15 protein-coding genes are annotated in these 12,407 nt (G+C 72.7%); 11 read left to right on the top strand and 4 right to left on the bottom strand.

Translation table 11 applies throughout. The features are described from left to right. The first annotated feature begins 9 nt into the window (after positions 1-9). On the top strand, positions 10-1,197 hold the full coding sequence (locus tag LBW97_RS15595; RefSeq protein WP_224500274.1) for an RtcB family protein: 1,188 nt from the start codon (positions 10-12) through the stop codon (positions 1,195-1,197). A gap of 44 nt (positions 1,198-1,241) precedes the next feature. On the opposite strand, the gene LBW97_RS15590 is transcribed toward LBW97_RS15595, so the two are convergent. Continuing rightward, positions 1,242-2,429 carry an NADP-dependent malic enzyme gene (locus LBW97_RS15590; RefSeq protein WP_224500273.1) on the bottom strand — a complete coding sequence of 396 codons (1,188 nt, stop codon included), beginning with the start codon at positions 2,427-2,429 and terminating at the stop codon, positions 1,242-1,244. Between the two features lie 53 nt (positions 2,430-2,482). Here LBW97_RS15590 and LBW97_RS15585 point away from each other — a divergent pair, with 53 nt between their 5' ends. Then, on the top strand, positions 2,483-3,085 hold the full coding sequence (locus tag LBW97_RS15585; protein WP_224500272.1) for a dTDP-4-dehydrorhamnose 3,5-epimerase family protein: 603 nt from the start codon (positions 2,483-2,485) through the stop codon (positions 3,083-3,085). Here the strand turns inward: LBW97_RS15585 and LBW97_RS15580 are convergent. Next, the gene (locus LBW97_RS15580) at positions 3,071-3,451 is read right to left on the bottom strand and encodes a S26 family signal peptidase (RefSeq protein WP_224500271.1); all 381 of its coding nucleotides are present in this window, start codon (positions 3,449-3,451) and stop codon (positions 3,071-3,073) included. The genes LBW97_RS15585 and LBW97_RS15580 overlap by 15 nt on opposite strands. Positions 3,452-3,502: 51 nt before the next feature. On the opposite strand from LBW97_RS15580, the gene sodN reads away from it, so the two are divergent. From sodN to LBW97_RS15550, 6 genes are all read left to right on the top strand, one after another. Further along, positions 3,503-3,907, top strand: a complete 405-nt coding sequence (gene sodN, locus LBW97_RS15575) for a superoxide dismutase, Ni (protein ID WP_224500270.1) — start codon at positions 3,503-3,505, stop codon at positions 3,905-3,907. Positions 3,908-4,057: 150 nt separating this feature from the next. After that, the gene (locus tag LBW97_RS15570; RefSeq protein WP_224500269.1) at positions 4,058-5,305 is read left to right on the top strand and encodes a PP2C family protein-serine/threonine phosphatase; all 1,248 of its coding nucleotides are present in this window, start codon (positions 4,058-4,060) and stop codon (positions 5,303-5,305) included. Between the two features lie 52 nt (positions 5,306-5,357). Then, the gene (locus tag LBW97_RS15565; RefSeq protein ID WP_224500268.1) at positions 5,358-6,020 is read left to right on the top strand and encodes a phosphatidylserine decarboxylase; all 663 of its coding nucleotides are present in this window, start codon (positions 5,358-5,360) and stop codon (positions 6,018-6,020) included. Positions 6,021-6,031: 11 nt separating this feature from the next. Further along, on the top strand, positions 6,032-6,859 hold the full coding sequence (gene pssA, locus LBW97_RS15560; protein WP_224500267.1) for a CDP-diacylglycerol--serine O-phosphatidyltransferase: 828 nt from the start codon (positions 6,032-6,034) through the stop codon (positions 6,857-6,859). Then, positions 6,856-7,335 carry a GNAT family N-acetyltransferase gene (locus tag LBW97_RS15555; protein ID WP_224500266.1) on the top strand — a complete coding sequence of 160 codons (480 nt, stop codon included), beginning with the start codon at positions 6,856-6,858 and terminating at the stop codon, positions 7,333-7,335. The genes pssA and LBW97_RS15555 overlap by 4 nt, the downstream gene beginning before the upstream one ends. 42 nt (positions 7,336-7,377) lie before the next feature. Then, positions 7,378-8,160 (top strand): HAD-IIA family hydrolase, encoded by a 783-nt coding sequence (locus LBW97_RS15550; RefSeq protein WP_224500265.1) that lies wholly within the window; start codon positions 7,378-7,380, stop codon positions 8,158-8,160. An 11-nt stretch (positions 8,161-8,171) separates the two neighbouring features. On the opposite strand, the gene LBW97_RS15545 is transcribed toward LBW97_RS15550, so the two are convergent. Then, positions 8,172-8,654, bottom strand: coding sequence for a hypothetical protein (locus LBW97_RS15545; protein WP_224500264.1), 483 nt, complete (start codon positions 8,652-8,654; stop codon positions 8,172-8,174). 57 nt (positions 8,655-8,711) lie between these two features. On the opposite strand from LBW97_RS15545, the gene LBW97_RS15540 reads away from it, so the two are divergent. Then, entirely contained in the window at positions 8,712-9,737 is a 1,026-nt protein-coding gene (locus LBW97_RS15540) for a diacylglycerol kinase family protein (RefSeq protein ID WP_224500263.1), read from the top strand. 278 nt (positions 9,738-10,015) lie between these two features. Beyond that, on the top strand, positions 10,016-10,267 hold the full coding sequence (locus LBW97_RS15535; RefSeq protein ID WP_104525605.1) for a WhiB family transcriptional regulator: 252 nt from the start codon (positions 10,016-10,018) through the stop codon (positions 10,265-10,267). Between the two features lie 118 nt (positions 10,268-10,385). Here the strand turns inward: LBW97_RS15535 and LBW97_RS15530 are convergent, their stop codons facing one another. After that, a complete protein-coding gene (locus LBW97_RS15530) occupies positions 10,386-11,867 on the bottom strand; it encodes a sensor histidine kinase (RefSeq protein WP_224500262.1) in 1,482 nt (493 codons plus the stop codon). A gap of 31 nt (positions 11,868-11,898) precedes the next feature. Here LBW97_RS15530 and LBW97_RS15525 point away from each other — a divergent pair, with 31 nt between their 5' ends. Continuing rightward, positions 11,899-12,396, top strand: a complete 498-nt coding sequence (locus LBW97_RS15525) for a GNAT family N-acetyltransferase (protein ID WP_224500261.1) — start codon at positions 11,899-11,901, stop codon at positions 12,394-12,396. Positions 12,397-12,407: the final 11 nt, after the last annotated feature.

Raw genomic sequence — 12,407 nt, 5'->3', positions numbered from 1 at the left:
CTCAGCGGTGTGGAAAGACTGTCCGACAAGCTCCTGAACTGGGCCAGCATTCTCGACGACGAGACCCTGCGGCAGGCCGAGCGCACTGCCACGCTGCCCTTCATCCGCCCGCACGTGGCGCTCATGCCCGACGCGCACCTCGGCAAGGGCGCGACCGTCGGCTCGGTGCTGCCGACCGAGCGCGCGATCATCCCGGCCGCCGTCGGGGTCGACATCGGCTGCGGCATGATCGCCGTCCGCACGCCGTGGACCGTCGAGGAGGTCCGCGGTCGCGGGTCGCTGGCGCCGCTGCGCGGTGACATCGAGCGGAACGTGCCGCTCTCGGCCGGCCGGTACAACAAGAAGCTCACCGAGACCGCCCGCCGGCGGGTCGAGGAGCTGGAGGCCAAGGCCGAGGAGCTCGGACCGAAGGTGCTCGGCTCGGTCACGCAGACGGCCGGGAACTGGACGATGCAGCTGGGCAGCCTCGGGTCGGGGAATCACTTCATCGAGGTGACCGCCGACGAGCAGCAGCGGGTCTGGCTGTTCCTGCACTCCGGGAGCCGGGGCGTGGGCAACAAGATCGCCCAGAAGCACATCGCGATCGCCCAGCAGCGGGCTCGGGACGAGAACCTCGACCTCCCCGACCGGGACCTCGCCTGGCTCGAGGAGGGCACGCCGGAGTTCGACCGGTACATCGCCGAGCTGCGGTGGGCGCAGCACTTCGCCCTGCTCAACCGCGAGGAGATGATGGACCGGGTGGCCGACGCGCTGGCGGTGCACATGCGCGCCGACAGCACGCCCGAACTCGAGCGGATCAACGCTCACCACAACTTCACCCAGCAGGAGCGGCACGACGGCGTGGACCTGTGGGTCTCCCGCAAGGGCGCCATCGAGGCGCGGAAGGGGCAGGCAGGCCTCATCCCCGGCTCGATGGGGACGGCCAGCTACGTGGTGGTCGGCCTGGGGAACCCGGAGTCGCTGAACAGCTCACCGCACGGTGCGGGCCGGGTCTTCTCCCGGACGAAGGCCCGCAAGACCTTCACCCGCGCCCAGCTGGAGAAGGCGATGACCGGCATCGAGTGGCGGCACAGCGACGCCTTCCTCGACGAGATCCCCGCGGCCTACAAGGACGTGGACGTCGTCATGAAGGACGCCGCGGACCTGGTGGAGATCCGGCACACGCTTCGCCAGCTGGTGAACGTCAAGGGCGACTGAGTCGCCGGGTGCCCGGCCGCAGTTCCGGCCGGGCACCTGCGACGTCAGCGGGTGATGCCCTGCTCGCGGGCGCAGGCGGCGACGGCCTCGGCGACCGCAGTGGCCACGCGCCGGTCCAGCGGGCTGGGCACGATGTAGTCCGCCCGCAGGTCGTCGCCGACGACGTCGGCGATCGCCGTCGCGGCCGCCAGCTTCATCTCCTCGGTGATCTTCGTGGCGCCGGCGTCGATGGCGCCGCGGAAGACGCCGGGGAACGCCAGCACGTTGTTGATCTGGTTCGGCAGGTCGCTGCGCCCCGTGGCGACGACGGCGGCGTACCTGGCGGCCATCTCCGGGTCCACCTCGGGCGTCGGGTTGGCCAGCGAGAAGACGATCGCGTTCGGCGCCATCGAGGCGATCGCCGACTCGGGCACGGACCCGCCGGAGACGCCCAGGTAGACGTCGGCCCCCTCGAGCGCGGACATCATCGTGCCGGCGAACCCGGCGGAGTTGGTGTTCTCCACCAGCCACTGCTTGCTGCCGCTGACCTCGCGGCCCGCGTGCAGGATGCCCTGCGAGTCGGCGACGGAGATGTCACCGACGCCCGCCTCGAGCAGGATCTTCGTGCACGCCACACCAGCGGCGCCGGCGCCGGAGACGACGACCCGGAGGTCGCCGATCTCGCGGCCCACGACCTTGGCGGCGTTGCGCAGCGCGGCCAGCACGACGATCGCCGTCCCGTGCTGGTCGTCGTGCATGACCGGGATGTCGAGCTGCTCGCGCAGCCGGTCCTCGATCTCGAAGCAGCGCGGGGCGCTGATGTCCTCGAGGTTGATGCCACCGAAGGACGGCGCGATCGCCATGACGGTGTCCACGATCTCGTCGACGTCCGTGGTGCTCAGCACGATCGGCACCGAGGAGAGGCCGGCGAACTCGCTGAACAGGCAGGCCTTGCCCTCCATGACCGGCAGCGCCGCGGCCGGGCCGATGTCGCCGAGCCCGAGCACCGCGGTGCCGTCGGAGACGACGGCGACCACGCGCGGGGCCCAGGTGAAGCGGCGGGCCAGGTCGGGCTCGGCGTGGATGGCGCTGGAGACGCGGGCCACGCCCGGCGTGTAGGTGAGCGAGAGGTCCTCGATGGAGGAGATCGGGCGCGTGGAGGCCACAGCGAGCTTGCCGCCCTCGTGCACCGCGAACGCCGGGTCGTCGGCGAAGCGGTCGGGATGCTGCTCGGGCGCCGGATTTCCACTCATGGGCTCAGGAGCGTAGACCGGGCCGGACTGGCGGCTGTCGCTACGGTTCCGTCGTGGAGATCAGCGAGCTCGCCGTGCCCGACAGCTATGTCATCGACCTCGTACCGCACGGTGACACGCGAGGACGTTTCACTGAGTGGTACCGCGCCGATGCCCTTTCCCAGGCAGTGGGACACCCTCTGCCCCTCGCTCAGGCCAACCACAGCGTCTCCGCCCGAGGGGTCCTCCGCGGCGTGCACTTCGCCCTGGTGCCCCCCGGTCAGGCCAAGTACATCTACTGCCCGGCCGGCCGCGTGCTCGACGTGGTCGTCGACGTCCGGGTCGGCTCCCCCACCTTCGGCGTGCACGACTCGGTCGTCCTCGACAGCGACCAGCCGCGCGCGGTCTACCTGTCCGAGGGGCTGGGCCACGCCTTCGTCGCGCTCGACGACCACACCTCCGTCACGTACCTGGTGTCCTCCGGCTACGACCCGACCCGCGAGTTCGGCATCCACCCGATGGACCCCGACCTCGCCCTGCCGTGGCCGACCGACGTCCAGCTGGAGCTGTCGGCGAAGGACCAGGCAGCGCCCACCCTGGCCGAGGCGCGGGAGCAGGGGCTGCTGCCCACGATGGAGCAGTGCGCCGAGCGGTACGCGCAGCTACGGCAGGTCTGACCCGAGGTCCGGACGACCCGGCAGCCGGCCCGGCCGCGGCCACATCCGGCCCACCACGCGGCCGACGACGAGGGCGGGACCGAAGGAGCGGCTGTCGTCGGTGAGCAGGTCGTTGTCGCCCTCCACCCAGTGCCCGCCCTCGACGGCACGAGCGGCCCGCTTCACCACCAGGAGCTCGGGACGCGCCGGGAAGCGCGCGACGACGACGTCGCCGGCACGCACGCGGGCGCCCGCGCGCAGCCGCCGCGCGAGCAGCCGGTCGCCGTCCCGCACGGTCGGGGACATCGACGGGCCGCTGACCCGCACCAGCACCCACGGGGTGGGCAGGCCGGGCGTGCGCTCTCTCGCACTGTCCTCGTGGATCACCGCGAGTAGGGTCGCAGACGACACAACCCCACGAACCCCGGAGGCATCTCCATGCGTCTCACCCGCATGTTCTCCGCCGTGGAGGCCACCGCGCACTGCGACCTCCCCTGCGGCGTGTACGACCCCGCCCAGGCCCGCATCGAAGCCGAGTCGGTCAAGGCCATCCAGGAGAAGTACCAGGCCAGCGACGACGAGGTCTTCAAGATGCGCGCCGTCCTGATCAAGGAGCAGCGCTCCGACCTGGTCAAGCACCACCTGTGGGTGCTGTGGACCGACTACTTCAAGCCCCCGCACTTCGAGAAGTACCCGCACCTGCACGAGCTGTTCAACAAGGCCACCAAGCAGGCCGGTGCCGCCGGCGGCAAGGGCAGCATGGACCCCGCCGAGGGCCAGAAGCTGCTCGACTACATCGCCGAGATCGACAAGATCTTCTGGGAGACCAAGGCAGCCGCCTGAAGAAACACCCCGTCCTCCTCACCCCTCGCACACTCGGGGTGAGCCTCGGGACGGGCCGCGCTGCCGGATCACCCCGTGGGTGGTCCGGCAGCGCCGTCTCGTGAACACCTCCCGCCCCGGCGACGCCGCGTCTGCGCCTAGGGTCTGGCCATGCGCGGCTCGGAGGACTACGTGATCGACGTCGGAGCCCTGCTGCAGAAGGTCGAGGACGCAGCACCCATCGAGGCCGTGCAAGCTGTCTCCGAGGCGCTCGGCGCGATGGTCGAGGCCCGCGGCGTGACGCTGCTGATCGCCGATTTCACCGGCCGGGCCGTCGTCCGGCTGACCTCCGCCGCCGCGGTCGAGGGCGCTCGCGGCCAGGGCGTCGAGCAGGCCGAGACGATCCCGCTGGCAGGCACCGTCTACGAGCAGGTCCTGCGGACGCAGGAGGCCGACGTGCGGGAGTTCGGCGACCGAGCCGTGGTGGTCGTGCCGGTCACCGACCGCGGTGACGTGATCGGCGTCATCGAGCTGGACCTGGCCCGGCGCCCGTCGGCCAAGGAGCTCGCCGACGTCCGCACCGCCGCGCACGCGCTGGCCTACGTCGTCATCGCCGCCCGACGGCACACCGACGTCTTCGAGTGGGGTCAGCGCTCCACCGAGTTCGCTCTGGCCGCCGAGATCCAGCGTCGGCTGCTCCCGGCGACCTACACGTGCGAGGCCGGCCAGTTCACGCTCGCCGGATGGCTGGAGCCGGCCAGCACGGTGGGTGGAGACACCTTCGACTACACGCTGGACCGCGACTGCCTGCAGGTGTCGATCACCGACGCGGTCGGCCACCAGGTGGCCGCCGCGCTCCTCGCCACGTTGCTGGTCGGCGCCCTGCGCAACGGCCGGCGCCGCGGCATGGATCTGGCCGAGCAGGCGACCTACGCCAACGACGCCCTGCTGGAGAACGCCGATCCCGGGCAGTTCGTCACCGGTCAGCTGGTGCGGATCGACCTGCAGACCGGCACCGCGCGGGTCGTCAACGCGGGGCACGTCCTCCCGCTGCGGCTGCGCGACGGCAAGGTGGAGGAGGTCGAGCTGCGGGTCGACCCGCCCTCCGGCGTCGTGCCCGGCAAGTCCTTCGACGTGCAGACGTTCCCGCTGGAGCCCGGCGATCGGGTCATCTTCCTGACCGACGGCATGGAGGAGCGCAACGCCGTCAACCTGGACGTCGCCCAGGCCCTCGCCGACACCGCCGACCTCCACCCGCGGGAGGTCGTGCACGCCCTCGGCCGGGCGGTGCTCGACGAGACCGGCGGCGACCTCCGCGACGACGCCACGATGGTCTGCCTCGACTGGTACGGCGGCCCGCCCCGGGCGCGCGCCACCGAGGAGGGGGCGGACCCCGGGATCGCCTCGGGACCTGCCTGAGCCAGACGACGTCCGGACCGACTCGGGGCGCGGCCGGTACGGTCTGCAGACGATGCGCATCGACCCCGCCGGCTGGCCCTTCATCACCGGACCGCTGGCTCCTGCCGCTCTCCTCGCCGCTGGAGGCCGCGCCACCGGCCGGCGCTGGGCGCGCGCGGCCGCCTGGCCGTTCCTGGGCCTCTCCGCCTACATGGCGTTGTTCTTCCGCGACCCCGACCGCCGCTGCGACTCCACCCCGGCCGGCCCCGACGAGGTCCTCTCCCCCGCCGACGGCGTCGTGATGGTGTCCGGCGAGCCGCAGGAGGGCGTCGCGCCCGAGGGCGACTGGCAGCAGGTGAGCGTCTTCCTGTCGGTCGTCGACGTGCACGTCAACCGCTCCCCCTACCGGGGCGAGGTCGTGGAGAGCTCCTACCGCAAGGGCAGCTTCCTGGCCGCCTACCGCAAGGAGTCCGCGCACCGGAACGAGCGCAGCGAGCTGTGGTTGCGCGACGGCGACCGCACCGTGGTGTTCCGGCAGATCGTCGGCGTGCTGGCCCGCCGGATCGTCACCCGCACCGGCGTCGGGCAGACGCTGGCCACCGGTGAGCGGATGGGCCTGATGAAGTTCGGCTCCCGGATGGACGTGTTCCTGCCACCGGAGTGCGCGATCACCGTGACCAAGGGGCAGCGCGTGCGCGGCGGCGAGACCGTCATCGCCCGCTGGCCCGCCGGCTGAGGAGCATCGGCGTGCCCAGTTCCGCGTCCGGTCAGCGCCCCCCGCAGACCCGCCGCACCGCCACCGTCGAGTTCGTCCGGGGCTCGGTCCGGGGCAGCCGGCGCCGGGCCCTGGCGACCCTGCCCAGCCTCTTCACGCTCGCCAACATGTTCTGCGGATTCTTCGCGATCCTGGTGTCGATCCGGGGCGACCACGATCTCGCCGCCATCCTCATCGGGCTGTCCGTCGTCTTCGACATCACCGACGGCGCCGTCGCCCGGCTGGTCGGCGCGGTGACGCCGTTCGGTCTTCAGTTCGACTCGCTCGCCGACCTCGTCTCGTTCGGGCTGGCGCCCGCGCTCCTGGCCTTCACGCTGTTCTCCGAGGGCAAGGACGGCTGGGATCCCCTGGGCTGGGTCGTCTGCTTCCTGTGGGTGGCCTGCGCGGCGATCCGGCTGGCGCGGTTCAACACCACGATCGACCCGACGGCGGACAAGCGGTACTTCATCGGCATGCCCAGCCCGGGCGCCGCCGGCGTCGTCCTGGCGTCGGTCTTCGCCTTCGGTGACGACATGCAGGGCCGCGACCGGCTCTGGGTGCTGCTGATCGTCGCCGTCCCCGCGCTGCTGATGGTCAGCACGGTCCGCTTCCGCTCGTTCCGTTCGCTGGTGAGCCCCAAGAGCGGCCGCCCCTACGGCCTCGTCGCGGGGGCGGTGCTGCTGGTGATCGGGTTCGCGATCGCCCCCGTCGTCACCGGCTGCGTGCTCGCCTACGGCTACCTCTTCGCGCCCGTGCTGGTGCCGGTGTTCGCGCCGCTGGCGAAGCTGGTGCCGGCCCGCCTCCGGGAGGCCCTGTCATGACCGTCCGCGCCATCCGGCCCCAGGACGTGCCCGCCGTCGTCGGCCTGGTGCGCGAGCTCGCCGACCACCAGAAGGCGTCGCCGCACGAGGTGCGCCTGACCGAGCAGCAGCTCACCGACAGCCTCTTCGGCGACGCCCCCGCCCTCTTCGGGCACGTCGCCGAGCTCGACGGCGAGGTCGTCGGCATCGCGCTGTGGTTCCTCAACTTCTCCACCTGGCGCGGCACCCACGGCATCTACCTCGAGGACCTCTACGTCCAGCCGCAGCACCGCGGCCGCGGCCTGGGCCGGGCCCTGCTCGGCGCGCTCGCCGGCGTCTGCGTCGAACGCGGCTACTCCCGGCTGGAGTGGTCGGTCCTGGACTGGAACACGCCGTCGATCGAGTTCTACGAGGCGGCGGGTGCGGTCCCGATGAAGGGGTCGACGGTCTTCCGTCTGACGGATGACGCGCTGGCGAACTTCTCGGTGCCCCGCTGAGTGCGCGCCGCGCAACCCCGATCCGGCACTAGCGTGGACGCCGTGACCACCGAGCGCGGGCCGATCGAGTGCTGGCTCACCGACATGGACGGCGTCCTGGTCCACGAGGGCCACGCCCTCCCGGGCGCCAAGGAGTTCCTGGACCGGCTCGTCGAGCGCCGCCGCCGGTTCCTGGTGCTGACCAACAATTCGATCTTCACCCCGCGGGACCTCGCCGCCCGGCTCGCCCGCGGCGGCCTGCAGGTCCCCGAGGAGGCGATCTTCACCTCCGCCCTGGCGACGGCGGACTTCCTCAGCTCGCAGCTGCCCGGGGGCTCCGCCTATGTCATCGGCGAGGCGGGCCTGACGACGGCGCTGTACGAGGCCGGCTACACGCTCACCGACACCGACCCGGACTACGTCGTCCTCGGCGAGACCCGCACCTACTCGTTCGAGGCCATCACGCGGGCGATCCGGCTCGTGGGCAACGGCGCCCGGTTCATCGCGACCAACCCGGACGTCACCGGCCCGTCGAACGAGGGCCCGCTGCCGGCCACGGGCTCGGTCGCGGCGATGATCACCGCGGCGACCGGCGCGAAGCCCTACTTCGTCGGCAAGCCGAACCCGATGATGTTCCGCAGCGCGATGAACCGGATCGAGGCGCACTCCGAGTCCACGATCATGGTGGGCGACCGGATGGACACCGACGTCGTCGCCGGCATCGAGGCAGGTCTTGAGACAGTGCTGGTGCTGTCCGGGTCCACCGCGGCCGACGAGGTCAGCCGCTTCCCGTTCCGGCCGAGCCGGGTGCTGGACTCGATCGCCGACGTCATCGACCTGATCTGAGCCCTGCCACCTCAGCGGTCGACGTAGGCCAACCGGGACTCGGGCGTCGCCAGCAGGTAGAGCACCGCCACCACGAGGGCCAGGATCGGCAGGCCGATCAGCGGCATCTGGGCCGAGAACGCGAACGTGAAGCCGACCAGCGCGAGGCACAGCTGGAACGCGATCACCGGGCCGCGGGCCCAGCCCGCCACCCGCCGGAGGCCCAGCGCGCCGGCACCGAGGACGGCGGCGGCGAGCGAGGCGAGCACGACCTCCGCCAGGGCGCGCGCGATGCTGTCGGCGTTGCCGGTCAGGGTCAGGTAGAGCAGGACCAGAGCGCCGAGGGCGAAGGCGGCGGCCTCGACGGCGACCGCGAGGGCGGCCCGGCGGAGCGACGGCGGCGCCTCGGGCCCCGAGCGCGGGGGCCGGGGCGCGGGCTCGGCGGCGGCGGCGCCGAACAGCCGGTCGGCCAGCCGGCGAGGCGGCTGGGACGGCGCACTCCGGTCCTCGGTCACGGCCCGAGATTACGCGGCGGTCCTCGCTGGCAGGTCCGCGCTCAGTAGCCTGGCGGTATGCGCGCGCTCGTGGTGGTCAACCCGGCGGCGACCACCACCTCCGCGAAGATGCGGGACGTCCTGGTCGGCGCCCTCGCCAGCGAGCTCAAGCTCGACATCGCCGAGACCGAGCACCGGGGCCATGCCCGTGAGCTCGGTGCCCGCGCCGCCGCCGACGGCGTCGACGTGGTGGTCTCCGTCGGCGGCGACGGTACCGTGAACGAGCTGGTCAACGGCCTGCTCGAGGGCGGGCCCCGTCCGGGGCTGCCCACGCTCGCGGTCGTGCCCGGAGGCTCGACGAACGTCTTCTCCCGGGCCCTGGGGCGCTCCCGCGACCCGGTGGAGGCGACTGCGGAGATCATCGCCTCGCTGCGCGCCGGCCGGACGCGTCCGGTCTCGCTCGGCACGATCACCGCCACGGGCACCAGCACGGCCGCCGTCACCGGGGTGGCCCCGGGAGCGGCCGAGGCGGTCGCCGAGGCCGACGCGGACCGGGCGGACGGCGACTGGACCGCGCCCCGCTGGTTCGTCTTCGCCGCCGGCTTCGGGTTCGACGCCGAGGTGATCGCCCGCGTGGAGGCCCGCCGGGCGCAGGGCCGGAAGTCGACCGGCGCCCTCTACGTGCGGGAGGCCACCAAGACGTTCCTGTTCGGCCGCGACCGCCGACGTCCGGCCATGACGCTGCAGGTGCCCGGAGAGCCGGCGGTCGAGGAGCTGTTCCTCTGCCTGGTCTCCAACGTCAGCCCCTGGACCTACCTGGGCGACCGGCCGGTGAACCCGACTCCCCAGGCCTCGTTCGACACCGGCCTGGACGTCTTCGCGCTCGGCCGCACCAGCACCAGCCGGATGCTGCGGGCGCTGCGCCAGACGATGTCCCCCGAGCCCGATCTGCGGGGCAAGGGGCTGCACCGCTGGCACGACCTGCCCTCGCTGTCGCTGACCGCCGCACGGCCCCAGGGCTGGCAGGTCGACGGCGAGCACCTCGGGACGGCGACCGGCGTGCGCATCACGGACGTCCCGGCCGCCCTGCGCGTCGTGGCCTGAGCACGCCCTCGAGCGTCACGTCGGCGCGGTCCCTCCGCCGAGTGGCGGGCCTATCACGCTCGTGGTGAGGTTGCTCACGCGGGGGTCCGGGGTGGGGTTGATTCCCTTGACTTGCGACTTTCCCGTGAAAACATCGCTGGAGGAACGCAACCTGCCAGTAACACAGCAGGCAGTCGCTGCCGCCAAGGCGCTGGGTAACCGGTGTCGGCCCGGCGAGGCGGACCACGCAAGCGACTGAAGCAACCCCAACCGTAGACGACATCGAGGAGTACGAAGCCATGGACTGGCGCCACCGCGCGCTCTGCCGGGACGAGGATCCGGAGCTGTTCTTCCCGATCGGGACGACCGGCCCGGCAATCGGCCAGATCGAGCAGGCCAAGGCCGTGTGCCAGCGCTGCCCGGTGGTGCAGTCGTGCCTGGACTGGGCTCTCCGCTCGGGCCAGGACTCCGGCGTCTGGGGCGGTCTCTCCGAGGACGAGCGACGCGCGCTGAAGCGCCGTCAGGCTCGCACCCGGGTCCGCACCGCCTGACATCCGGCACGACGGGGCGCCGGGAAACTTCCGGCGCCCACCGCACCACAGCGATCGCACTGACCGCCTCGAGGCCGGTCCGGGAACTCCCGGGCCGGCCTCGGCGCTTGTCCCGGGTCTAGCGGCGCGGCAGACCCGCCCCCGGCAGCGCGAGCACGACCTCGGTTCCCTGCGCACCCTCCGGTGAGCCCATCGCGAGCGTGCCGCCGAGTTCGCTGGTCACCAGGGTGCGCACGATCTGCAGCCCCAGCCCGTCGCTGGCCGCCGGATCGAAGTCCTGGGGCAGTCCGCGGCCGTCGTCGCGCACGCGCACGACCAGGTCGTCGCCGGTGCGCTCGGCGACCAGCTCGATGACGCCGGGCTCACCGTCGGCGAACGCGTGCTCCGCGGCGTTGTGCAGGAGCTCGGTCACCGCCAGCACCAGCGGGGTCGCCGCGACCGCGGGCAGCTCACCGAACGAGCCGGTGCGCCGCGTACGGGCGGCCGGTCCGATCGATGTCAGGTCGCCGAGCATGGGCAGCACCTGGTCGAGCACGTCGTCGACGTCGACGACGTCCTCCCGGCTGCCGGCCAGCGTCTCGTGCACCACCGCGATCGAGGCCACCCGGCGCACCGACTCCTCCAGGGCCGCCCGGGCCGCGGGCTCGGTCATCCGCCGGGCCTGCAGCCGCAGCAGGGCCGCGACCGTCTGCAGGTTGTTCTTCACGCGATGGTGGATCTCGCGGATCGTCGCGTCCTTGGTCAGCAGCGCCCTGTCCCTGCGCCGCACGTCGGTGACGTCCCGGACCAGCACCAGGGCGCCGGGCTGGCCGTCGGGCCCCAGCAGCGGCAGCGCCCGCAGCAGCAGCGTGGCGCTGGCCGCCTCGACGTCGATCGGGTCGGGATACCGGCCCGCCACGGCGGCGGAGACGGCCGCCGCGGCCGCTTCCCCCGACACCCGGTCGGTCACGGCCCGGCAGGTGACGTCGGCGAGCGGCGCACCCGCGAGGTCGGAGGTCACGCCGATCCGCCGGTAGGCCGAGACGGCGTTGGGGCTGGCGTACGTGACCGCGCCGGCGGCATCGAGCCGCAGCAGGCCGTCGCCCACCCGCGGCCCCATCTCGGCGTCCTGCAGCTTCGCGGGCGGGAAGGAGCCGGCGGAGATCATCAGGCAGAGGTCGGCGGCGATGTCGAGGTAGGTGAGCTCCAGCGTCGACGGCGAGCGGGTGACCGCCAGGTTGGTGTCCTTGGCCAGGACGGCGATCACGGTGCCCTCGTGCCGCACCGGGATGACCTCGCGGCGTCGCGGCACGAGCCCCGTCCAGTCCGGCTCCCCCTCGGTGACCGGCCGGCCGTCCCGGTAGGCGACGGTGAAGGGCTGCGCCTCGGCGCCGGCGACCTCCTCGCCGACCATGTCCTCGGGCCGGCTCGTCGACGCGGTCAGCGGCCGCACCTGGGCCACGCACCACCAGGCGCCGGAGTCCAGCGGCACCCACAGCGTGAGGTCGGCGAAGGAGAGGTCGGCCAGCAGTTGCCAGTCGGCGACCAGCCGCCGTGCGTGGTCGACCTGGGCCGGGTTGGACGCCGTGCCGCGCGTGAGGCGCTCGGAGAGGCTGCTCATGGTGCCGAGGAGCCTACGTAGGCTCCTCGACGTGGTGTCCGTACCCGCCCTGCGCATCGAGGCGGCGACCCCTGAGGACTTCGACCGCATCGCCGAGCTCACGGTGACCACCTACGTGGACGGCGGGCTGGTCTCCGACGGCTACGCCGTGGAGCTCGCCGACGTCCCCGGCCGCTCGACGCGCGCCGAACTGCTGGTGGCGCGCGACGACCACGGCGTCGTCGGCAGCGTGGCCCTGGTGCTCGAGGGCGACTTCGGCGAGGTGACCGAGTCCGACGACGAGGCCGGCTTCCGGATGCTCGTGGTGGACCCCTCTGCCCAGGGACGCGGGATCGGAGTCGCGCTCGTGCAGGAGTGCCTGGCGCGCGCGAAGGCTGCCGGGAAGCGACGCGTGGTCATCTCCACCGGAACCCGCATGACCGCCGCCCAGCGGCTCTACCAGCGGCTGGGCTTCGTCCGGCTCCCGGAACGGGACTGGACGCCGGTGCCCGGCGTGGACCTACTGGTCTACGCCCGAGAGCTCGACTGAGCCCGCCGCCG

This window comes from Blastococcus sp. LR1 (assembly GCF_020166105.1).
Taxonomy (GTDB): Bacteria; Actinomycetota; Actinomycetes; order Mycobacteriales; family Geodermatophilaceae; genus Blastococcus.
This window is presented reverse-complemented; position numbering and strand designations above follow the sequence as displayed.

Bases quoted from the DNA above. Each gene is read 5' to 3' on its own strand.
- LBW97_RS15590 (WP_224500273.1), bottom strand. From the start codon at position 2,429: ATGAGTGGAAATCCGGCGCCCGAGCAGCATCCCGACCGCTTCGCCGAC.
- sodN (WP_224500270.1), top strand. From the start codon at position 3,503: ATGCGTCTCACCCGCATGTTCTCCGCCGTGGAGGCCACCGCGCACTGC.
- LBW97_RS15570 (WP_224500269.1), top strand. From the start codon at position 4,058: ATGCGCGGCTCGGAGGACTACGTGATCGACGTCGGAGCCCTGCTGCAG.
- LBW97_RS15565 (WP_224500268.1), top strand. From the start codon at position 5,358: ATGCGCATCGACCCCGCCGGCTGGCCCTTCATCACCGGACCGCTGGCT.
- LBW97_RS15555 (WP_224500266.1), top strand. From the start codon at position 6,856: ATGACCGTCCGCGCCATCCGGCCCCAGGACGTGCCCGCCGTCGTCGGC.
- LBW97_RS15540 (WP_224500263.1), top strand. From the start codon at position 8,712: ATGCGCGCGCTCGTGGTGGTCAACCCGGCGGCGACCACCACCTCCGCG.
- LBW97_RS15535 (WP_104525605.1), top strand. From the start codon at position 10,016: ATGGACTGGCGCCACCGCGCGCTCTGCCGGGACGAGGATCCGGAGCTG.
- LBW97_RS15530 (WP_224500262.1), bottom strand. From the start codon at position 11,867: ATGAGCAGCCTCTCCGAGCGCCTCACGCGCGGCACGGCGTCCAACCCG.